19 protein-coding genes are annotated in these 22,457 nt (G+C 55.7%); 7 read left to right on the forward strand and 12 right to left on the reverse strand.

Translation table 11 applies throughout. From position 1 onward, the window contains the following. Window positions 1–3: 3 nt before the first annotated feature. The 6 genes from ACOT0L_RS00155 to ACOT0L_RS00180 form a co-directional block, all read right to left on the reverse strand. Complete coding sequence (locus tag ACOT0L_RS00155) at window positions 4–1,809, reverse strand: extracellular solute-binding protein (RefSeq protein ID WP_038416428.1); 1,806 nt, start codon at window positions 1,807–1,809, stop codon at window positions 4–6. Between the two features lie 75 nt (window positions 1,810–1,884). Further along, a complete protein-coding gene (locus ACOT0L_RS00160; RefSeq protein ID WP_063151840.1) occupies window positions 1,885–3,438 on the reverse strand; it encodes a cyclic di-GMP phosphodiesterase in 1,554 nt (517 codons plus the stop codon). A gap of 127 nt (window positions 3,439–3,565) precedes the next feature. Next, on the reverse strand, window positions 3,566–4,135 hold the full coding sequence (gene mepS, locus ACOT0L_RS00165) for a bifunctional murein DD-endopeptidase/murein LD-carboxypeptidase (protein WP_003859364.1): 570 nt from the start codon (window positions 4,133–4,135) through the stop codon (window positions 3,566–3,568). Between the two features lie 424 nt (window positions 4,136–4,559). Further along, window positions 4,560–5,264: a phosphatase PAP2 family protein gene (locus ACOT0L_RS00170; RefSeq protein WP_022648725.1), complete on the reverse strand. Its 705-nt coding sequence runs from the start codon at window positions 5,262–5,264 to the stop codon at window positions 4,560–4,562. Between the two features lie 33 nt (window positions 5,265–5,297). Further along, window positions 5,298–6,284, reverse strand: a complete 987-nt coding sequence (locus ACOT0L_RS00175; protein ID WP_045308657.1) for a CobW family GTP-binding protein — start codon at window positions 6,282–6,284, stop codon at window positions 5,298–5,300. Between the two features lie 123 nt (window positions 6,285–6,407). Further along, complete coding sequence (locus tag ACOT0L_RS00180; protein ID WP_126503309.1) at window positions 6,408–7,874, reverse strand: mannitol dehydrogenase family protein; 1,467 nt, start codon at window positions 7,872–7,874, stop codon at window positions 6,408–6,410. Window positions 7,875–8,079: 205 nt separating this feature from the next. On the opposite strand from ACOT0L_RS00180, the gene uxuA reads away from it, so the two are divergent. Beyond that, window positions 8,080–9,270 (forward strand): mannonate dehydratase, encoded by a 1,191-nt coding sequence (gene uxuA, locus ACOT0L_RS00185; RefSeq protein ID WP_022648722.1) that lies wholly within the window; start codon window positions 8,080–8,082, stop codon window positions 9,268–9,270. Between the two features lie 116 nt (window positions 9,271–9,386). Here uxuA and yeiP read toward each other — a convergent pair whose 3' ends face one another. Beyond that, on the reverse strand, window positions 9,387–9,959 hold the full coding sequence (gene yeiP / locus ACOT0L_RS00190; protein WP_003859355.1) for an elongation factor P-like protein YeiP: 573 nt from the start codon (window positions 9,957–9,959) through the stop codon (window positions 9,387–9,389). Window positions 9,960–10,123: 164 nt separating this feature from the next. Between yeiP and ACOT0L_RS00195 the strand changes: the two genes are divergently transcribed. Further along, window positions 10,124–10,378 carry a YkgJ family cysteine cluster protein gene (locus ACOT0L_RS00195; RefSeq protein WP_032622476.1) on the forward strand — a complete coding sequence of 85 codons (255 nt, stop codon included), beginning with the start codon at window positions 10,124–10,126 and terminating at the stop codon, window positions 10,376–10,378. On the opposite strand, the gene setB is transcribed toward ACOT0L_RS00195, so the two are convergent. Next, complete coding sequence (setB, locus tag ACOT0L_RS00200; protein ID WP_032622475.1) at window positions 10,375–11,556, reverse strand: sugar efflux transporter SetB; 1,182 nt, start codon at window positions 11,554–11,556, stop codon at window positions 10,375–10,377. The two genes, ACOT0L_RS00195 and setB, sit on opposite strands and share 4 nt — an antisense overlap. 103 nt (window positions 11,557–11,659) lie before the next feature. Further along, window positions 11,660–11,839 (reverse strand): hypothetical protein, encoded by a 180-nt coding sequence (locus tag ACOT0L_RS00205; RefSeq protein ID WP_139154318.1) that lies wholly within the window; start codon window positions 11,837–11,839, stop codon window positions 11,660–11,662. A gap of 75 nt (window positions 11,840–11,914) precedes the next feature. On the opposite strand from ACOT0L_RS00205, the gene fruB reads away from it, so the two are divergent. Genes fruB through fruA form a run of 3 tightly spaced genes read left to right on the forward strand, consistent with a single transcriptional unit; the run spans window position 11,915 to window position 15,685 of the window. Next, window positions 11,915–13,045, forward strand: a complete 1,131-nt coding sequence (gene fruB / locus ACOT0L_RS00210; RefSeq protein WP_045308656.1) for a fused PTS fructose transporter subunit IIA/HPr protein — start codon at window positions 11,915–11,917, stop codon at window positions 13,043–13,045. Further along, window positions 13,045–13,983 (forward strand): 1-phosphofructokinase, encoded by a 939-nt coding sequence (fruK, locus tag ACOT0L_RS00215; protein ID WP_006811313.1) that lies wholly within the window; start codon window positions 13,045–13,047, stop codon window positions 13,981–13,983. The genes fruB and fruK overlap by 1 nt, the downstream gene beginning before the upstream one ends. Window positions 13,984–13,999: 16 nt before the next feature. Next, window positions 14,000–15,685 (forward strand): PTS fructose transporter subunit IIBC, encoded by a 1,686-nt coding sequence (gene fruA / locus ACOT0L_RS00220; protein ID WP_022648704.1) that lies wholly within the window; start codon window positions 14,000–14,002, stop codon window positions 15,683–15,685. Window positions 15,686–15,759: 74 nt separating this feature from the next. Here the strand turns inward: fruA and nfo are convergent, their stop codons facing one another. Together nfo and ACOT0L_RS00230 are read right to left on the reverse strand one after the other, a co-directional pair. Next, window positions 15,760–16,617, reverse strand: a complete 858-nt coding sequence (nfo, locus tag ACOT0L_RS00225; protein WP_126503307.1) for a deoxyribonuclease IV — start codon at window positions 16,615–16,617, stop codon at window positions 15,760–15,762. A 64-nt stretch (window positions 16,618–16,681) separates the two neighbouring features. After that, window positions 16,682–17,728: a YeiH family protein gene (locus ACOT0L_RS00230; protein WP_022648702.1), complete on the reverse strand. Its 1,047-nt coding sequence runs from the start codon at window positions 17,726–17,728 to the stop codon at window positions 16,682–16,684. 97 nt (window positions 17,729–17,825) lie between these two features. Here ACOT0L_RS00230 and yieE point away from each other — a divergent pair, with 97 nt between their 5' ends. Then, window positions 17,826–18,692 carry a DNA-binding transcriptional regulator YeiE gene (yieE, locus tag ACOT0L_RS00235; RefSeq protein ID WP_003859337.1) on the forward strand — a complete coding sequence of 289 codons (867 nt, stop codon included), beginning with the start codon at window positions 17,826–17,828 and terminating at the stop codon, window positions 18,690–18,692. 170 nt (window positions 18,693–18,862) lie between these two features. Further along, window positions 18,863–20,332: an amino acid permease gene (locus ACOT0L_RS00240; protein ID WP_022648700.1), complete on the forward strand. Its 1,470-nt coding sequence runs from the start codon at window positions 18,863–18,865 to the stop codon at window positions 20,330–20,332. A gap of 54 nt (window positions 20,333–20,386) precedes the next feature. On the opposite strand, the gene ACOT0L_RS00245 is transcribed toward ACOT0L_RS00240, so the two are convergent. Beyond that, on the reverse strand, window positions 20,387–22,372 hold the full coding sequence (locus tag ACOT0L_RS00245) for a ligand-gated channel protein (protein WP_126503305.1): 1,986 nt from the start codon (window positions 22,370–22,372) through the stop codon (window positions 20,387–20,389). Window positions 22,373–22,457: the final 85 nt, after the last annotated feature.

Consider the following 22,457-nt stretch of genomic DNA (forward strand, 5'->3'; position numbering starts at 1 on the left):
TCCTCAACGCCGCGCTGCGGGCAGTTTTGCGGCTTTATTCACGTCATACCACCACGTATCAAAACCAAGCGTATAAACCGGGCGAACGGCGGGCAGGGAGAATTTGTCCCAGCGGGCCACGCGATCTTCACCCATGTACCACATCGGCAGCATGTAATAGTTCCAGGTTAACACCCGGTCAAGCGCGCGCCCGAGCGGCAGAAGTTTCTCTTTATCGCCCTGAGCGGCAACGATTTTCGCGATCAGCGCATCAATCACCGGACTCTTTACCCCCGGAGCGTTGTAGGAGGAGTCGATATAGCCCGATGCCCAGGAGATTTGCAGGTCTGAACTCGGCCACGGCTGGGCAGCCCACAGGGTTTGCATCATGTCGTAATCGCGACTGCGCTTGCGGTTGGTCAGCTGGGCAATATCGACCTGGCGGATATTCATGGTCACCCCAAGACGGGCAAGGTTCTTCTTAAACGGCAGCACCCACTGATCGTTTGCGCCGGAGGCAATCAGCAGTTCGAAGCTGAGCGGCTTACCAGTTTTAACATTTACTCGTAGCCGATTTTTCAACACCCAGCCAGCGTCATCCAGCAGTTTGCTGGCTTTCAGCAGGTTGTCCCGGTCGAACCCGTTTCCGTCGGATTTTGGCGGTTCAAATAGGCGGGTGAACACTTCCGGCGGGAGCTCCGCTTTCATTGGCGCCAGCAAAACCAGCTCGTCCGCGTGGGGATAATCACGGGCGGCATATTCAGTATTCTGGAAATAGCTGTTCGCCCGGCTGTAGGCTCCGTAAAACAGCGCTTTGTTCATCCATTCGAAATCAAACGCCAGGGTAATAGCTTCACGCACCCGACGATCGGAAAAAACCGGGCGCTGAATATTAAACGCCAGCCAGCGCGTGTCCTGCGCGGATTCGTTTTTATGTTCGTCTTTAACGATATAGCCTTTCGCGAAATTTTTTCCGATATACCGGGTCGCCCAGTTTTTGGCGCTGTTCTCGACACGTAAATCAAATGCGCCTGCCTTAAACGCCTCGAAGGCCACGTTATCATCCAGGTAGTAGTCGTAGCGGATTGTATCGAAGTTCCAGCGGCCCCGGTTTACCGGCAGCGTGGCTGCCCAGTAATCTTTCACGCGGGAATAGATCACGTACTGGCCCATTCGCCAGTCGGTAATGCGATACGGTCCTCCGGCCAGCGGCGGGGAAGAGAGGGGATCGCTCAGCTTATGGTTTTTCCAGAATGATTCGGGCATGACGGGCAGGGAGAACAGGCTCAGCATATTCTCTTTGTTTGGCTCAGGGAGTTCGATTCGCACGGTCAGCGGGGCGATGGCTTTCACCGTGGTGCCCTTGTACACCAGACGAAACTGCGGCACGCCTTCGGTCATAAATTTATGAAAGGTGAACGCCACATCGCGGGCGCTAACCGGCGTACCGTCGTGAAAACGCGCCCGCGGATTAATCGCGATTTCTGCCCAGCTAAAATCATCGGCGTAACGCACGTTCTCAGCGACCAGGGGATAATAGCTGCCGGGCTCGTCGTCGGAGGTGACGAACAGCGTGTCATAGAGGGATTCGGTACGCGCTGCCGCCACGCCGCGCAGGGCGAAGCGGTTAAAGTTGTCAAACGTTCCGGTCGCGGAAAGCGTCACGTTCCCGCCTTTCGGGGCGGCGGGGTTCACATAATCGTAGTGAGTAAAGTTGACCGCATACTTCGGCTCGCCAATGACGGCAAAGGCCGTGCTCTCTTTGATGGTCTGCGCCTGGCTCGACAGGCTCACCAGCGCCAACAGCATCAATACAACGCGCATAATCATAGTGCGGCGGATCCCTTTGTTCACAGGCAGGCTCGGTTGAGGAGAATAATAAGGGACAGCGCCGTGATTGTGAAATTATTCCCCGAGCGTGATGTCGGGTTGCCACGTCCTGAACTGCTCCAGCGGCATTGGTCGGCCGATCCAGTAGCCCTGAAGATAGTTCACGCCATGCTCGCGCAGCCACGCCGCCTGCTCGGGCGTTTCAACACCCTCGGCGACGGTTAACATATTCAGGCGTTCTGCCAGCGTCAGCACCGCGTCCAGCACTGGCGAGGTAACGGTTTCAGTCCCGATGGCATTCACGAAGCCACGGTCAATTTTCAGGTAATCCATCGTGAAGCGTTCCAGATAGATCAGCGCGCTGTGGCCGGTGCCAAAATCATCGATGGCGATTTCAAAACCTTCATTGTGCAGCCATTCAAACAGCTGATTTGCCTCGCGGTGGTTGATCATGTCGCGCTCGGTTATTTCCAGCACAATCTGGAAGTGATCGGGCGGAAGGGCAGCGGCAAACGCGCGCATATCCTCTTTAAAGCTTTCCGCATGCAGATGACCGGGTGCGATGTTGATCCCAAACTTGGCCCCAGGCGGGAGCACCGTTTGCAGGACAGGGGCATCGCGGATAATCAGGTCAAAAAGATGCAGCGTCAGCGGGACGATCAGCTTCTGCGCTTCAGCAAAATTAATAAAGGCATCCGGTGGAATTTCGCCCATCACCGGATGCTTCCAGCGCATCAGGACTTCCAGCCCGGTCATTCTGAGCGACTGCGCATCCACGACGGGCTGATAGACCACGTAGAACTGATCGTGCTTGATGGCCGTAAGGATCTCTTTCCCGGGATTAAGACGGATAGTGAGAATATAGAAATTCAGCAGACCTGCCGCAATACCGCAGACCAGGCCGAAGAACACGGCGTAGAGCAGTTCATCGGTCTTCCAGGCTTGCGCATAGACGTTAACGGTCAGAGGAATATTTTTCAGCGTGGCGGTGCGAGCGGGGACCTCAGGCAAATCCCGCGCCTGAACCAGCATTCCGGACTGGGTGGATAACGCGGAGTCGCCAATGACGATCGATATTCCGGAAAATTCATCCTGACGTGACGTATAAAGAAGGTAAGGCGTCAGGTTGATGTTCACGGAGGTAAATACGCCGCCGTCTTTTACCAGCGGATTGCGATACCAGATAGCGATCGCGGGTTTATCCGGCAGCATGGGCGTGCCCGGCAGGAGCGCGATATCAACAGGTTTGCTGATGTGTAGCTGAGGGATAAGCGTTTCCATTGGGGTATTCATCGGACCTGTTGCCGAAGAGCAGAAGGCCTGTTTATCCCGGACCAGCAAAAAGGCGCGCACGTTAATACTGAAGGCCGCGCGTGAGGTGAGCGCCGCACTGACCTCTTCACAGCTGTTCAGCGTGAGCGGCTGGAGCGTATCAATAGAGGTTTTAAGCTCGTCGAAAAAGCTCTCCATGTAGACGCTTAAATCCGTAATGAGGGTATCGTACCTGACTTCTCGCTTGTGATAACTCCAGTAAAACTGTAACGCACTCAGAAGCAGGGCGGTAAACAACCCCGTCAGAATACTGAGAAACAGTATCTTGCGGTTGCTGGAGAAGTAGCGGGTAAACATAGATGTCGTGATTCCTGAAATGACGCTGGATGTCTATCAGTGTAACGGGCAAAAAAAAACACTGCCGGAGCAGTGCTTTTTTAATCGTATCGCCAGCCAAGGGATAACCAACGATACGACAGCAATATTAACTACGGCTCAGAACGCGGCGAGCTTCGTTGTAGCGCTTCTTCCAGTAAGGTTCGTTCATGCTGGAAATCGTCACACCACTGCTGGTGGAAGCATGGACAAACTGATCGTTACCGATATAGATGCCAACGTGTCGACCGGTTGAACCTGCTCTGAACAGGACTAAATCGCCCGTACGCAGTTTAGTGCGCGAAATGGACTTGCCCATTTCCTGCTGTTCATAAGTAGAACGCGGAAGGTCTAACCCAAACTGCTCACGGAAAGTACGCTGTACGAATGCGGAGCAATCGATGCCTTTCTTGGTGCTGCCGCCCAGGCGGTAACGCACGCCTTTCCAGTCAGCATACTGATCCATAATACGCGACTTAACGTCGAGATTACGTACCATATTTTCAAATTCATCCTGAGAGGCTTGCAGTGAAGAGGAATCTTCCATTCCCACAACACGCGTCTCAGGATGCATATTCTTCGCGGTGTTCGTCGTACTACATGCCGAAAGCAGAACCGCCACTGCAATCGCCGGGATCCCCCGCAAGATATATCTCAAAATTGGTTGAGATTTGACCATTTTGTTTGTTTTCCCTTGAAGTCCTTAACGAAAATATCGTTATAAAAATGCCAACCGTGACGAGACTAATTATCTGTTCACAATGAGACAATTCTTTATGGTGAAATCTGTGGCACAACGCACAAAATTATTCACCACGATAATAATTATCTCAATGGGGCAAAACGAGTTCGAGGTTAACCGATTGCAAAGGGCATTGCGAGCAAAAAAGACCGTTTTTTTATAAGAAAATGTGATACACAACGTTACAGCGCGGAATTGCTCAAAATGCCGCCATTCATACCGGTAATCCCTGCAATTGCTTCATTTTTATCACGAATTGTATGACGGAATGATGACAGCGCTGAATGATGCCGGAAAGAAGTGACTCAGGGATCGAAAACGATCCCTGATGAATGGTGTTAATTAGCGTTATTTATTTGTTTCAGACTTGTTTAAATTTGCCGGGAAGATAGCGATCAAAAATACTTATTACGCGATCGCTCAGGGGAGTCATCAGCACCCAGGGTAAACCAATTAACACCGCCGTGAGGGAGCCTACGGCGATATCTGTCAGCCAGTGAGCGCCAATCATCACCCGCGGGAATGCAAATACCACCACAATAACCAGGGCGATGGCGAAGGCTTTTTTACCGAAATAGCGCAGCATGAAGCCAGCAAAAATCAGCAGCATCATACCGTGGTCGCCCGGGAAGCTGTCCTTCGAGGCGTCTTTGGTTGGAATATGAAGCAGCTCGCTGACGCGGTTAATATTCGGGAAAGAGAGCGACGGACTGGCGCGTTTAACCGGCATCAGATGCTGCGCCAGCTGGTTGATAATCACGGCTGCCAGCAGCATGACCAGGCCGATAATCAGAATACGGCGACGACCCGTTTTGTCTTCCTTCAGCCAGAAGGAGAGCATCAGACAGCCCATTGCCAGCAGCGAACAGCCGTCAAACGCGCGGTTGTTGGTGATCGCCACCAGCCACAGGAAGGCTTCACTCTTCGCCAGCGCCTGGTTAAAGAAGTGGAACAGCCCGGAATCCAGCGGGAACCAGAATCCGTGATCCGCCGGGATATACCAGGAGAAAAAGATCGCCAGACCGGCAGCGTTGAGCAATAAAATAGCAGGAAGTCGAGTCGTCATAGTCTTCAGCAATGTGTGAAATCAGGGGCAACGTTAGCCGCCCAAACTTAAACGAAGCTTCAACAGGCTTGACTGGAGGGCATTCCAGTCGGTATTAACCGCACTAATTAACTCTATCCGGCTGTCGGGTGGCGCGACGTTCTGGGTTTCTATAAAGAAATCCTCGCCCTGACGATTAATGCGCACCAGACCATCCGGGGTGCGCATGATCCCTTTTACCCGCTCAACCGGCGCCAGTCTCGCCCATTCCAGTATACCAATGGTGTCGAAAACCGTATCGGCATCGAAGATCCAGCCGCAGGCCTGGTGTCCCTGGCCGCTGTTCAGATTTCGACGCCAGCGCTGATGTTCGGGCAGGCTCAGCGCAGCCAGACCTTGCTTCGCGCCGTGGCTATGCGAATGCTCTGCGCTGGCAGGCAGTTGCGTCTGGTTGAGGCGGGGAAGATCGAGCAGGGCGCCATCAATGTTGCCCTGGGTGGTCTGCACATACTGACGTCCACCGCCAGCCTGCTGCCACCAGGCATTGAACGCGGCCTGACTCTCAGCCGTCGCGCGATCGGATTTATTCGCCACGATGATGTCTGCCGAGGCGAGCTGGTCGCGGAAATTGTCGTTATTGATCGCTTTTTCATCCAGCAGCTGGCGGGGGTCGAGCAGGCAAAGCGTCGCACGCAGCTCAAGCCACGGCTCGTAGACCGGGGCGGTCAGTAAATCAAGAATTTGCTTCGGATGACCCAGCCCAGTGGGTTCAATCAGCAGACGGTCAGGCTTGCCCTGACGCAGCAGCGTATTCAGCCCGACCTGCATCGGCAGACCATTCACGCAGCACATACACCCGCCCGGGATCTCTTTCACCATCGCGCCGCTGTCGGCGAGCAACGCGCCGTCGATCCCCACTTCGCCAAATTCGTTGACCAGCACGGCCCACTTTTCCGCCGGATCTTTATTGGCCAGCAAATGCAGAATGGACGTAGTTTTACCGCTGCCGAGAAAACCGGTGATCAGGTTGGTTTTGGTCACGTGCGCTCCGATAAATAATTGTGATGTAGTAACAACTATCTATCATCCTGACGAAAAAATCGGGCATTGAGAAGAGGGAGGGCGAACGGAGCGTAAAACCGTTCGCCTTAAACGCAATAATCGCTAAATTTTTAACGTTTCGATAACGGCCTGACGCGCGCCGAGCCGGACGAGGCGCTGGTACGCGCCGGTGATTGCCTCGACAAAGACAGGGTTTTGCGGCAGGTCGTCGCCAAAGATTTCTTTTAGCGTCAGCAGGGCGCTAACGCGTTCTGTGTCACTGCTGGTAGCGACAATGGCCTGAAACTTGTCGCTCAGCGGATCGCGCACGTCAATGGCGTTGCCCTGGTCGTCCGTCCCGCTGACGTAGCGCATCCAGCCTGCGACGCCCAGCGCCAGTAATGGCCAGGCGGTGTTACGCTCAAGATGCATGCGGATCCCATCCAGCATGCGCTGAGGCAGCTTCTGACTGCCGTCCATAGCGATTTGCCAGGTGCGGTGCTGTAGCGCCGGGTTGGCGAAGCGGTCAAGCAGGCTGTCAGCATAGGCTGTCAGATCGACGTTGGTGATGCGCAGCGTAGGGGCCTGCTCATTCAGCATCAGCCTGCGGGCAGCCTCGCGGAAGCTGTCGTCCTGCATACATTCATTTATGTGCGCGTAGCCGGCAAGGTAGCCCAGATACGCCAGGAAGGAGTGGCTGCCGTTCAGCATCCGCAGCTTCATCTGCTCCCAGGGCAGGACATCCTCAACCATCTGTACGCCTGCAACCTCCCATTCCGGACGCCCGGCGACAAAGTTATCTTCCACTACCCACTGAATGAACGGTTCACAGCTGATGGCGCAGGGATCTTCAACGCCAAGTTCCTGGGTGATTTCCGCGAGTGAGGCGTCAGTGGCGGCGGGCACGATTCGGTCGACCATGGTGCCAGGGAAGCTCACGTGCGCCTCGATCCATCCGGCCAGCTCTGCGGAACGCTTTCCGGCCATGCCGAGAACGGCATTTTTCACCACGTGGCCGTTATCGGGAATGTTGTCGCAGGAGAGCACGGTAAACGCCGGCAGGCCGCGCTCGCGGCGGCGATGAAGCGCTTCGACCAGAATACCCGGCGCGGAATGCGGCTCAGACGGATGCTCAAGATCGTGCAGAATGCGGCTGTTGTGCATATCCAGTTTCCCCGTCGCCGGATCGATGCAGTAGCCTTTTTCGGTAATGGTGAGGGAGACAATGGCCACCTGCGGTTCGCAGAACTTCTCAATAATGGCTGCTAGCGAGTCGAGTTTTGCGTTCAGGCACTCTTTTACCGCACCGATAATAATGGGCTGATTGCCTTCGGCACCTTTCTCCAGCACGGTAAACAGATGATCCTGCGCGCGGAGCTGGCGCATGAGAACATCGCCGCTAAAGAGGCTAATCTCACAAATACCCCAGTCGCCTCCTTTGGCGTTCAGCACCCGGTTTGTTAACAACGCCTGATGCGCCCGGTGGAACGCGCCAAAGCCGAAATGGACGATGCGGGAGCGTAACTGCTCGCGATCGTAGCGGGGCTGCTGGACATGAGCAGGAAGCGCGGTGGAGGCAATAGTCTTCATGTAGTACACACCTGATTAACCATTAATTAACAATGCCAGTGTAAAGTTATATGACAACAAATTAAATTGGTAAGCCGTAAATATCCCGGTTATGTGAGTTTGATCAATCAATGTCGCGCGCTGTGTTGACCACTTCGATTAAACATGTATGGTAGTCGTCATTGAGGTAATCCATATTGGTATAACAACTTGAGAGGGTGGGGCAATGGAACAAACCTGGCGTTGGTACGGGCCGAACGATCCGGTTTCTCTTGATGATGTGCGTCAGGCTGGCGCAACGGGTGTGGTCACGGCGCTGCATCATATTCCGAACGGTCAGGTGTGGCCGGTGGAGGAAATCCAAAAGCGTCAGGCACAGCTGGCAGAGAAGGGTCTAACCTGGTCTGTCGTGGAAAGTATTCCGGTTCACGAAGATATCAAAACCCACTCCGGTGAGTGTGAAACCTGGATTGCGAATTATCAGCAGAGCATTCGTAACCTGGCGGCCTGCGGTATTGATACCGTCTGCTATAACTTTATGCCAATTCTGGACTGGACGCGTACCGACCTGGAATATGAAATGGCCGATGGTTCGAAGGCGCTGCGTTTCGATCAAATCGCTTTTGCGGCTTTCGAGCTACACATTCTGAAGCGTCCGGGGGCGGAAGCAGACTACACCGCCGAAGAGCAGCAGCAGGCGCTGGCGTGGTTCAATGCCGCCAGTGAAGCGGACATTGAGAAGCTGGTTCGCAATATTATCGCGGGCCTGCCGGGGGCGGAAGAGGGCTATACCCTCGATCAGTTCCGCGCGCGCCTGGCGGAATATGGCGATATCGATAAAAACCAGCTGCGTGAAAACATGGCGCACTTCCTGCGCGCTATCGTGCCGGTGGCAGAAGAAGCGGGCGTGCGGCTGGCGGTCCATCCGGACGATCCTCCGCGCCCAATCCTCGGCCTGCCGCGTATCGTGTCGACCATTGAGGATATGCAGTGGCTAAAAGAGACGGTGGACAGCATCTACAACGGCTTTACCATGTGTACGGGCTCTTACGGCGTGCGTGCGGATAACGATCTGGTGCGGATGATCGAAACCTTTGGGGATCGCATTCATTTCACTCACCTGCGTGCAACCTGCCGTGAAGAGAATCCAAAAACCTTCCATGAAGCAGCCCACCTTGGCGGCGACGTGAACATGGTTGCGGTGGTGGATGCCATTCTCTCTGAAGAAGTACGTCGTAAGCAGGCGGGGGATGTACGTCCTATCCCGTTCCGTCCGGATCACGGGCATCAGATGCTGGACGATCTGCGCAAGAAAACGAATCCAGGGTATTCGGCGATTGGCCGTCTGAAAGGGATGGCGGAAGTGCGCGGTATTGAGCTGGCGCTGAAAATGACGAAGTATCCAGAGCTTCTGTAAGCCTGATTGCCCGGTGGCGCTACGCTTACCGGGCCTACGAAAAACCGGCTCTGAGGCCGGTTTTTGTGTTTTTGTAGGCCGGGTAAGGCGCAGCCGCCACCCGGCAAACGCCACAATCAGTCAGCGCGACCCATATAGCGTTTTTCTTCGATATGGATACGGATTTTCTCGCCCGCTGACAGGTATTCTGGCACCTGTACGACCAGACCGGTAGTCAGGGTAGCCGGTTTGTTACGCGCGCTTGCAGACGCGCCTTTGATGCCCGGTGCCGTTTCAACGATTTCCAGATCAACGGTCTGCGGCAGCTCCAGCGCCAGCAACACGCCATCCCAGGTCAGCACCTGCATGTCCGGCATTCCACCTTCAGGAATAAACAGCAGCTCTTCTTCGATCTGATCTTTGGTGAAGATATACGGGGTGTAATCTTCTTTATCCATGAACACGTATTCGTTGCCGTCGATATAAGAAAAATCAACGTAGCGACGGGTCAGGGTCACGGTATCCACGATATCGTCGCCTTTAAAACGTTCTTCCACTTTCAGGCCGGTACGGACATCGGAGAAACGCATTTTATACAGCGTTGCTGCGCCACGGGCGCTGGGTGCCTGAATGTCGATATCTTTCACAATCAGCAGTTTGCCGTTGTAATTCAGTACCATACCTTTCTTGATTTCGTTCGCTCTTGGCATTGCAGTAATCCTGTTTACGGGAGGTAAAAAATATCGCGCCAAATTACTCGCGCGCGGCCTTTCAGGCAAGCGGAATTCGTGGGTTTTGCTATCAATACATAAAAGGTGTTACTGTGCGCGCAATGCCCGACTGCGCGGGCATCTGCCACCAACAGAGAGCATGTATGGATTGTCGTTCCGACTGTGGCGCGTGCTGTACCGCACCGTCCATCTCAAGCCCCATTCCAGGCATGCCACAAGGCAAGCCTGCCAATACCCGCTGCGTTCAGCTCTCTGACTCCAACCTGTGCATGATCTTTGGCTCGCCTTTACGCCCGAAGGTGTGCTCCGGGCTCCAGCCTGACGCCGAAATGTGCGGCAGTACGCGCCAGCAGGCCATCACTTATCTGCTTGAGCTGGAAGCGCTCACCGCGCCTTAAACGTCCTTAATCCGCGTCAGGCAGCTCAACGTCAGGACGCACATCACCAGCGCAATCCAGAACACCGTATGATAGTTCCAGATTTCAGCCACAACGCCCGCCAGTGAGCCTGCAATAATCCAGCCCACGCGGGTGGTATTAGTATAAAGGGTGGTGGCAGCGCCTGCCTGACCCGGCATCAGATCCTGGAAGTAGAGCATGCCGATACCGGCCAGAATGCCGATATAAATGGCGTTCAGCAGCTGTAAAGCAAGAAGCAGCGCTGGCGTATGGACCGTCAGCATGCCGACATAAAACAGCAGCCCGGCAACGGCGGCGATGCGCATCAAAAAGCGCTTGCCGAAGCGCTTCGCGTAATAGCCCGCAATCAGCATGGTGGGGATCTCAAGCCCCGCGGCGGTTCCCATCATGATCCCGGCCAGCTTCTCCGGCAGATGCAGCTCATCAATAATAAACAACGGCATATTAATGATATAGAGGCTGTTCGTTCCCCACATCAGCGTACAGATAATGAATAACAGTAGTGCGTCGCGCCGGTTACGCCGCGGTGCTTCCAGCGTACCGGTCGCCACTTTCGGCTCTTTACGCATGGAAGGCAGGAAGAACCATACCATTGCGCCACACACCACGAAGGCTACCGCCGCGCTGAGGTACATTACCGTAAAGCCAAAACCCATTGCCAGCGCGTAGGCGAGCGGGGGGCCAATCACCCACGCAAGCGACACCTGCGCGCGCAGTATCGAGCTGAACATCACCGCTTCCCGCCCGGTGCGGTCGGCATGCTCGCGGGCAAGGGCGAACATCTGCGGGTTGGCGGTCGAGCCGAAGCTGCTCAGGAACACCCCAACAAACAGCAGAATGAAATAGTTGCGGTTCCAGGCAAACAACACGCAGGCGAAAACGCCCAGCAGACAGCAAAAGACGATCAGGCTTTTACGATCGCCTTTTCTGTCGGAACGCCCGGCCAGAAACTGGCTGACCAGGATGCCAATGATGGCGCTCCCGGTGAAGAAGAAGCCAACCATCGCCGGACGCGCGTGGACTTCGTTGGTCAGAAACAAGCTCAGCGTAGGCGTTTGTAACGCACCGGCAATACCGGTGAGGAAAGCAACAATCAAAAACGCCGTTGACGTCAAATCAAAGGGCTTTGGTGAGGCGGCAGCGGGGGTGTTATGCATGTTCAGTCTTTGCGAGTAACAGAGAGAGGCGGAGTTTACGCCGCCTGTCATTAAATAAACAGAGGGCAAAATCAAGATTGCCACAATAAATCAAAATAGCATTTCAGTTTAACGCTGTTTCGCTGAAGTGTGCTGAACCTGTTTGCTGAACATCAGCAAAAACCTCCCTATTGAAGAAGAAATGTGCTGCACTTCTAAATTCTGCAACAAGAAATGTAACTTTTCTTGCAACCTTTTGTAGAAAAGACAAGACTTCTTGAAACGTTTCAGCGCTATCTTGCATGTCCTGTAGAAGCAGGTTAGCGCATATTTTCTCAGTTAAGCTGAAACGATTCAATTTCAGCAGGAGAGGAGAATCATGTTCCAGTTATCTGTTCAGGATATCCACCCGGGCGAACAGGCCGGGAATAAAGAAGAGGCTATTCGCCAGGTCGCCGCTGCGCTCGTGCAGGCTGGCAACGTGGCGGACGGCTACGTCAACGGCATGTTGGCGCGTGAACAGCAGACCTCCACCTTCCTCGGTAACGGTATTGCAATTCCGCACGGCACCACGGACACCCGCGATCAGGTGCTGAAAACCGGCGTGCAGGTTTACCAGTTCCCGCAGGGCGTGCTCTGGGGCGAGGGGCAGGTGGCTTACGTGGCGATCGGTATCGCGGCCAGCGGTGACGAACACCTGGGCCTGCTGCGTCAGTTGACGCACGTGCTGAGCGATGATGCCGTCGCGGAACAGCTTAAATCCGCCACCACTGCTGAAGAGCTGCGTGCCCTGCTGATGGGCGAAAAACAGAGCGAAGCGCTGAAGCTGGATAATGAAACCCTGATGCTGGACGTCGTTGCGTCCGATCTGGTGACGCTCCAGGCGCTGAACGCGGCTCGCCTGAAAGAGGTGGGGGCGGCTGATACCGCCTTTGTGACCCGCACCATCAATGATAAGCCTTTAAACCTGGGTCAGGGCATCTGGCTGAACGACAGTGCTGAAGGCAACCTGCGCAGTGCTATCGCGGTCAGCCGTGCTGCGGTTGCCTTTGAGACAGACGGCGAACGCGCCGCGATGCTGGTAACCGTTGCCATGGCTGACGATCAGCCGGTATCCGTCCTGAAGCGCCTTGGCGATCTGCTGCTGAACAATAAAGCTGAAAAATTGCTGAACGCAGACGCGGCGACGGTGCTGGCCCTGCTGACCAGCGACGATGCGCTGACGGACAACCTGCTGAGCGCGGAGTACGTGGTGCGTAACGAACACGGCCTGCATGCCCGTCCGGGCACCATGCTGGTGAATACCATTAAACAATTTGAAAGTGAGATCACCGTGACCAATCTGGACGGTTCGGGTAAACCAGCCAACGGGCGCAGCCTGATGAAAGTTGTCGCGCTGGGTGTGAAGAAAGGCCATCGTCTGCGTTTTACCGCGCAGGGTGCTGATGCTGAACAGGCGCTGAAAGCGATTGGCGACGCCATCGCGGCCGGTCTGGGGGAGGGCGCATAATGAGCAGACGTGTTGCGACCATTACGCTGAACCCGGCTTACGATCTGGTGGGCTTCTGCCCGGAAATTGAGCGTGGCGAAGTTAACCTGGTGCGAACCACCGGCCTGCATGCCGCAGGGAAAGGGATTAACGTGGCGAAGGTGCTGAAAGATCTCGGCATCGACGTCACCGTTGGCGGCTTCCTTGGCAAAGACAACCAGGACGGTTTTCAGCAGTTGTTCAGTGAACTGGGCATCGCCAACCGTTTTCAGGTTGTGCAGGGCCGTACCCGTATTAACGTTAAGCTGACCGAGAAAGACGGTGAAGTAACCGATCTGAACTTCTCCGGCTTCGAAGTGACCCCGGCTGACTGGGAGCGCTTCGTTGCCGATTCCCTGAGCTGGCTGGGCCAGTTTGACATGGTGTGCGTCAGCGGCAGCTTGCCGTCCGGCGTCAGCCCGGAAGCGTTCACCGACTGGATGACGCGCCTGCGCAGCCAGTGCCCGTGCATTATTTTTGACAGCAGCCGCGACGCGCTGGTCGCCGGTCTGAAAGCCTCGCCATGGCTGGTTAAGCCTAACCGCCGTGAACTGGAAATCTGGGCGGGCCGTAAGCTGCCAGAATTAAAGGATGTGATTGACGCTGCCCATGCGCTGCGCGAGCAGGGTATCGCTCATGTGGTGATTTCGCTGGGTGCAGAAGGTGCCCTGTGGGTTAACGCCTCCGGGGAATGGATTGCCAAACCGCCTTCTATGGAAGTGGTCAGCACCGTGGGTGCCGGGGATTCGATGGTTGGCGGCCTGATCTACGGTCTGCTGATGCGCGAATCCAGTGAACATACCCTACGCCTTGCTACCGCCGTTGCGGCCCTGGCCGTGAGCCAGAGCAATGTCGGTATTACCGATCGTACCCAGTTAGCCGCGATGATGGCGCGCGTTGACTTAAAACCTTTTAACTAACAGCAGGAGAGGAATAATGAAAACGCTGCTGATCATTGACTCCGGTCTCGGACAGGCTCGTGCCTATATGGCGAAGACCCTGCTGGGCGCGGCGGCACAAAAAGCGCACCTGGATATCATTGATAACCCGGGTGATGCTGAAATGGCGATTGTTCTGGGCGACAAAATCCCCGCGGACAGCGCCCTGAACGGCAAAAAAGTGTGGCTGGGCGATATTAACCGCGCGGTGGCACACCCTGAACTGTTTCTGAGCGAAGCAAAAGGTCATGCGACGGTTTACAGTGCACCCGTTGAGGCCGCGCCGGTCGCAACCGCTGGGCCGAAACGCATTGTTGCGGTAACGGCTTGCCCGACAGGTGTGGCTCACACCTTTATGGCGGCTGAAGCCATTGAAACCGAAGCGAAAAAACGCGGCTGGTGGGTGAAGGTTGAAACTCGCGGATCTGTTGGCGCGGGTAATGCCATCACGCCGGAAGAGGTGGCCGAAGCCGATCTGGTGATCGTGGCGGCCGATATCGAAGTGGATCTGGCGAAGTTTGCCGGTAAGCCGATGTACCGCACCTCAACCGGCCTGGCGCTGAAGAAAACTGCGCAGGAGTTTGATAAAGCGCTGGCGGAAGCCAAACCTTATCAGGCGACCGGTGCGGCTAAAACGCCTGGCGAAGGTAAGAAAGAGTCTGCGGGTGCCTATCGTCACCTGTTAACCGGGGTTTCCTACATGCTGCCGATGGTGGTGGCGGGCGGCCTGTGTATTGCGCTCTCCTTTGCCTTTGGTATCGAAGCCTTTAAAGAGCAGGGCACGCTGGCGGCAGCGTTGATGCAGATTGGTGGCGGCTCCGCGTTTGCGCTGATGGTGCCGGTGCTGGCGGGCTTTATCGCCTTCTCCATCGCTGACCGTCCGGGTCTGACGCCGGGTCTTATCGGCGGTATGCTGGCCGTGAGCACTGGTTCTGGCTTTATCGGCGGTATTATTGCCGGTTTCCTTGCCGGTTACGTGGCGAAGCTCATCAGCTCTAAGCTGAAGCTGCCGCAGAGTATGGAGGCGCTGAAACCTATCCTGATCATCCCGCTGATTTCCAGCCTGGTGGTCGGTCTGGCGATGATTTACCTGATTGGTAAGCCGGTCGCGGGCATTCTGGAAGGTCTGACCCACTGGCTGCAAACCATGGGGACGGCGAACGCGGTGCTGTTGGGCGCAATCCTCGGCGGTATGATGTGTACCGACATGGGCGGTCCGGTAAACAAAGCGGCATACGCGTTCGGCGTTGGCCTGCTGAGTACCCAGACCTACGCGCCGATGGCGGCGATCATGGCGGCAGGTATGGTGCCTCCGCTGGCACTTGGCCTGGCGACAATCATTGCCCGTCGTAAGTTCGATAAAGCGCAGCAGGAAGGCGGCAAAGCGGCGCTGGTGCTGGGTCTGTGCTTCATTACCGAAGGCGCAATCCCGTTTGCGGCGCGCGATCCAATGCGTGTTCTGCCATGCTGTATCGTCGGCGGTGCGGTAACGGGAGCTATCTCCATGGCGGTAGGTGCGAAACTGATGGCACCGCACGGCGGTCTGTTCGTCCTGCTGATCCCTGGCGCCATCACGCCGGTGCTGGGCTACCTGCTGGCGATTGTTGCCGGTACGCTGGTGGCGGGTCTGTCTTACGCGGTGCTGAAGCGCCCGGAAGCGGAAGTGGTCGCAAAAGCAGCCTAAAAGAGGTGTCGGGTGGCGGCTTCGCCTTACCCGACCTACAAAAAAGCCGGGTCGCGTTAAGCGCCCGGCTTTTTTTAGGCCGCCTGTTCAGCGGGCTGCTGTGCCTTCAGCCAGGCAATCTCTTCTGCCCAGATATCCGGATTGATGGTTTCCAGCACCATTGGAATGCCGTCGAAGCGGGCATCCTGCATGATAAAGCGGAACGCATCGTGGCCGATATTACCTTCGCCCAGGCTGTGGTGACGGTCTACGCGGCTGCCGAACGCGCTTTTCGCATCGTTTAAGTGCATACCGCGAAGATACTTAAAGCCAACAATACGCTCGAACTCCTCGAAGGTATTTTTTGTGGCCTCGGTTGTGCGCAGATCATACCCGGCGGCAAACGCGTGGCAGGTATCAATGCACACGCCCACGCGGGATTTGTCTTCCACGCCGTCGATGATCGCCGCCAGATGCTCAAACTTAAAGCCGAGGTTGCTGCCCTGACCGGCGGTATTCTCAATCACCGCCGTCACGCCCTGGGTTTTATCCAGCGTCATGTTGATGGACTCGGCGATGCGCGCCAGACAGGCGTCTTCGTCGATTTGCATCAGATGGCTACCGGGATGGAAGTTCAGCAGCGTCAGCCCCAGCTGTTCACAGCGCTGAACCTCATCCAGGAATGCTTCGCGGGATTTTTCCAGCGCCTCAGCAACCGGGTGGCCGAGGTTAATCAGGTAGCTGTCGTGCGGGAGGATCTGCCCAGGCCTATAGCGGTATTTCTCGCAGGCGGCTTTGAAGTCATCAATCACTTCCGCGGTGAGGGGAGCTGCGCGCCACTGGCGCTGGTTTTTGGTGAACAGGGCGAAAGCGGTCGCCTCGATTTCGGCGGCGCGAATGGCGGCATTCGCAAGGCCACCGGCAGCGCTGACGTGCGCTCCAACATATTTCATAAAAAGACTCCTGTTAACCCGAAATGCCTATGATAGCGGGTTAACAGGAGAAGGACGAGATGGTTTATGCCAACAGGCTGTGTACCGCAAGGTTAATCGCACCGCCGCCAACAATCAGCCAGATGAACAGCACCAGCGCCATCAGCAGCGGTTTCGCCCCGGCTTTTTTCAGCGCGCTGACGTGCGTGGTGACGCCCAGCGCCGCCATTGCCATCGCCAGCAGGACCGTATCCAGCGTGACCAGCATATCCACCATCGCTTTTGGCAGCAGGTGGAAAGAGTTGAAGATAGCGACCACGATGAACAGGATCGCAAACCACGGAATGGTGATTTTGCTTTTCTCGCTGCCGCCTGCCGGAGCCAGCTGTTTAACCCGCGCCGCGAGGAAAATCAGGAACGGGGCCAGCATCATCACGCGCAGCATTTTGGCAATGACCGCCGCGTTTTCCGCTTCCGGGTTAATGGCGTGACCTGCCGCCACCACCTGCGCCACTTCGTGCATGGTTGAGCCGATATAAATGCCGTAGGTTTCCGGGCTAAACCAGTGCGCCACCAGCGGATACATGGCTGGATACAGGAAGATCGCCAGCGTACCGAAGATAACTACCGTCGCGACGGCAACCGTGACTTTACTGGCTTCGGCTTTGACTACCGGCTCTGTTGCCAGTACAGCCGCTGCGCCGCAGATGCTGCTACCCGCACCGATCAGCCAGCTGGTCTGTTTGTCCAGTCCAAAGATCTTCTGGCCGATAAAGCACGCCAGTAAAAAGGTGCTCGAAAGGGTCAGGACGTCGATGGCAATCCCGCTGACACCCACATCCGCAATCTGCGAAAAGGTGAGACGGAAGCCATAAAGGATGATCCCGAGACGTAATAAATGCTGCTTGGCGAAAATCACGCCGCCGTCGCAGGATTTCCAGATGTGCGGGTAAACGGTGTTCCCGACCACCATGCCGAGCAGAATGGCCAGCGTCAGGGCGCTGAACCCTGCACCGGCAACAGCCGGTATACTGCCACCCCATAAGGCCACGCCGGTAACCACGGCGCTGAGCGCGAGACCCGGCACGAAGTGCCACACTGTACGATGATGTTGTAAGGTGATTTCTGACATAACCTTCTCCTTTGTCTGGCTAAAGGTTACGGCGCTCTGGCTTAAAAATAAAATTGATTATATATTTATAATCAATCTTTATAAGTGGTAAGCAACCATGCACATTACATTGCGTCAGCTGGAAGTATTTGCCGAGGTGCTGAAAAGCGGCTCGACAACCCAGGCGTCACAAATGCTGGCGCTCTCGCAGTCCGCCGTTAGCGCGGCCTTGACCGATCTTGAAGGGCAACTGGGCGTCCAGCTTTTCGACAGGGTAGGAAAGCGACTGGTGGTGAACGAACATGGCCGCCTGCTGTATCCGCGTGCCCTGGCCTTGCTTGAGCAGGCAACGGAGATCGAACAGCTGTTCCGCGAGGACAACGGCGCTATTCGCGTCTACGCCAGCAGCACGATCGGTAATTACATCCTGCCGGAAGTGATCGCCCGCTACCGCCGGGATTTTCCGACCCTGCCGCTGGAGATGAGCGTCGGCAACAGCCAGGACGTGATTAACGCGGTGATTGATTTCCGTGTGGACATCGGTCTTATTGAAGGACCGTGCCACAACGTCGATATCATTGCGGAACCCTGGCTTGAGGATGAGCTGGTGGTGTTTGCTTCCCCGGCCTCTTCTTTACTCCAGGGCGAGGTTACGCTGGAGCGTCTGGCGCAGGCGCAGTGGATCCTGCGAGAGCAGGGCTCCGGCACGCGTGAGATTGTCGATTATCTGCTGCTGTCCCATCTGCCGCAGTTCCAGCTAGGGATGGAGTTAGGTAACTCCGAGGCCATTAAGCATGCCGTACGTCATGGCCTGGGCATTAGCTGTCTTTCCCGACGGGTGATCGCCGAACAGCTGGAAACCGGCTCTCTGGTTGAGATCCCCGTTCCGCTGCCGAAGCTGGTGCGCACGCTGTGGTGCATCCACCATCGTCAGAAACACCTTTCCAGCTCGCTCCAGCGTTTTCTGCGCTATTGCGAGATGTAAAAGCGCCCCTCACCCTGGCCCTCTCCCCAAAGGGGAGAGGGAAAAATTATGCTTTACTTATAATCCTGGCCGAGTCATGAAGCTCTCTTATAACTGAGCATTTCTGCCGGAAGCAACGCAGATCGTCTGCTACAATCGCGCCTCATTTATTGAATGGACAGCATTTTCACATGGTTTCAGAAACTAAAACCACAGAAGCGCCCGCGCTACGTCGCGCACTTAAGGCGCGTCACCTGACGATGATCGCCATTGGCGGCTCCATCGGTACGGGTCTTTTCGTTGCCTCTGGCGCAACAATTTCGGCAGCCGGCCCGGGTGGGGCATTATTCTCTTATATCCTGATTGGCCTGATGGTCTACTTCCTGATGACCAGCCTGGGCGAACTGGCGGCATACATGCCGGTGTCTGGTTCGTTTTCGACCTACGGACAAAAATACGTTGAGGAAGGCTTCGGCTTCGCGCTGGGCTGGAACTACTGGTACAACTGGGCGGTGACCATCGCCGTTGACCTCGTCGCCGCACAGCTGGTGATGACCTGGTGGTTCCCGGACACGCCAGGCTGGATCTGGAGCGCCCTGTTCCTGGCGGTCATCTTCCTGCTGAACTACATCTCCGTGCGCGGTTTCGGCGAAGCGGAATACTGGTTCTCTTTGATTAAAGTGGCAACCGTCATCATCTTTATCGTCGTCGGTGTGGCGATGATCGTTGGTATTTTCAAAGGGGCCGAACCGGCGGGCTGGAGTAACTGGACAATAGGCGATGCGCCGTTTGCCGGGGGCTTCTCGGCGATGATTGGCGTGGCGATGATTGTCGGCTTCTCCTTCCAGGGCACCGAACTGATTGGCATTGCGGCCGGTGAATCCGAAAACCCGGAGAAGACCATCCCGCGCGCGGTGCGTCAGGTGTTCTGGCGTATCCTGCTGTTCTATGTGTTCGCGATCCTGATTATCAGCCTGATCATTCCGTATACCGACCCAAGCCTGCTGCGTAACGATGTGAAAGACATCAGCGTCAGCCCGTTCACCCTGGTCTTCCAGCACGCGGGTCTGCTCTCTGCGGCGGCGGTGATGAACGCGGTGATCCTGACGGCGGTACTGTCTGCGGGTAACTCCGGGATGTACGCCTCTACCCGCATGCTCTACACCCTGGCCTGCGACGGTAAAGCGCCGCGTATTTTCTCGAAACTGTCTCGCGGTGGCGTGCCACGCAACGCGCTGTATGCGACCACGGTGATTGCGGGTCTCTGTTTCCTGACCTCCATGTTCGGCAACCAGACGGTCTACCTGTGGCTGCTTAACACCTCTGGTATGACGGGCTTCATTGCCTGGCTGGGCATTGCCATCAGCCACTACCGTTTCCGTCGCGGGTACGTCAAGCAGGGTCATGATCTGAATAACCTGCCGTACCGGTCAGGGTTCTTCCCGCTGGGGCCGATCTTCGCCTTCGTTCTGTGCCTGATTATTACCCTGGGTCAGAACTATGAGGCCTTCCTTGCTGACACCATTGACTGGGGCGCCGTCACGGCCACCTATATTGGCATTCCGCTGTTCCTGATCATCTGGTTTGGCTACAAACTGACGAAAGGAACGCGCTTCGTTCGCTACAGTGAAATGGATTTCCCGGAACGATTTAAACAATAACCGCACTTCCTCTCTTTTAGCCCGCTCAATCGAGCGGGCTTTTTTATGGGCAGATCAGAAGCTGTAAGTCATGCCAACGGTATAGCGACGGCCATCCAGCACGGTGTCATACGTATCGTAGTCAATCTGCTTATCGAGCACGTTATACACACCGGCAGTAACCAGCAGGTTTTTGTTGGCGTTGTAGCGCATACCGACATCAACCTGAGTGTAGGACGGTGTACCCTGGGACATTGACGTGCGGCTCAGGTACTCAGACGTTTTACCGCGCAGGTTCAGACGGCTCCAGAAGCCGACGTCGGGCGTCGCCTGCCAGTCCAGGGTGGTGTTGAACATGTGTTTTGGCATTTTGTTCAGTGGCTTGCCGGAGAACTGGCCGCTCTTCTGCTCGGATTCCGTATAGGTGTAGTTTGCAGTCCAGTTCACATCGCGCGTGATTTTCCAGCCGAAGGAGGACTCCACACCGCGCATATTGGCTTTGTCCACGTTGACGCGATCGCTGACGAAATCATAGCTATGATCGCCAATCGTACAGGCGGGATCGGCGCTGCTGTTACAGCGGCGAACTTCCGTAATTTTATCCTTGAAGTCGGTATTAAACAGGGTCACACCGGCATTGAGGTTATCGTTGTTATCCCAGAGCAGGGCGAGCTCTTCGCTCAGGCTCTTCTCGGGTTTCAGATCCGGGTTGCCGACGATGATACCGTCAAGACGGCCGCCACCTGTCACCTGGCCCCAGCTGGCAGACGACTGACGCAGATCCGGAGCACGATAGCCAGCAGAAACCCCGCCTTTCAACGTCCACTGATCGGCCAGGTGCCATACGCCGTAACCGCGCGGCGTCCAGTTCGTCCCGTAGTTTTGGTCTTTATCCATACGCAGGCCGCCGGTCAACGTAAAGCTTTCCGTCATTGACCATTCATCTTCGGCAAACAGGGCCCAGCTCCAGCGCGTCAGTTTGTTCAGGCCGTCAGCAGCTTCCAGCTGATTACCGTTGTCGCGCAGTTTCTCATAGCGGTACTGCCCGCCGAGGGTCAACGTATGATCGCCGAGGAAGATCTGGTTCTGGTTGTTAAAGGTGGTGTTGTAGGAACGCATTTTGCGACCTGGATTATTGGTCTCTTCCTGCTGGATATAGCTGGTGGTATTGAAGTCGTCGTAATAACCACTGTGGGTTAACGAGTAGGTCGTGTGCTCATAGCGCGAGTCGCTTTTGGTATTTGGCGTACAGGTTGTTCCCCGGCAGGTTTCAGCTGCTTTCGACATCCCCGCGGTGCTGTTTCTGTCCTGAAGCTCGCGAGCAAAGTCGAGATCGAAATCGTTCTTCTCGTCCGGCGTGAAGTTCAGCGTAATGCCACCGTTACGCATTTTCTGCTCGTTATAGCCGTTCACGATTTTATCTTCTGCGCGGCGTGACAACAGCCCCGTCACTTTTGCACCCAGCAGCCCGTCAATCAGGGGACCAGAGGCGTAGGCGTTGGTCTGGAAGATATCGCCGGAGTCATGATTTTCCTGGAAGGTTGCATCGCCATGCAACGAACCGGTCCAGGCTTTGGTGTTCGAGACTTTTTTGGTAATGACGTTAATGACGCCACCCATAGCATCGGAGCCGTAAAGCGAGGACATCGGGCCGCGGATGACCTCGATGCGCTCAATGGACTCCAGCGGCGGCAGCCAGCCTTGTTCAATACCCGAGTTGTCGCTGTTTGGGCGGGTGCTTCGCGTACTGACGCGTTTGCCGTTCACCAGGAACAGGGTGTACTGAGAGGCCATGCCGCGAATACTGATATCACTGCTACTTCCACCGCCGGTGACGACGACGCCCGGGACATCTCTCAGGGCATCGGTAACATCACGGTAGGCTTTATCTTCAATCTGCTGTTTTGAAATCACAGAGATGGAGGCGGGGGCATTCTGGATCTTTTGTTCAAAACCCGTCGCGGTAACGACAACGGTATCCTGATCGGCTGCGTGAACGAAGGGGGAACATGTGGCAGCGCCAATGGCGACGGCCAGGAGCTTAATGCGTGGTATTGTCATTTGTACATTCCGTATAAAAATGAAAAAAACTCCATCGGGATAACCCTGAGAACTGTATGTTTTTGTCTTGTAAGAACTCTTTGAG

Origin of the sequence: Enterobacter cloacae complex sp. XAL002, from assembly GCF_049236805.1 — a bacterium.
Classification (GTDB): Bacteria; Pseudomonadota; Gammaproteobacteria; order Enterobacterales; family Enterobacteriaceae; genus Enterobacter; species Enterobacter intestinihominis.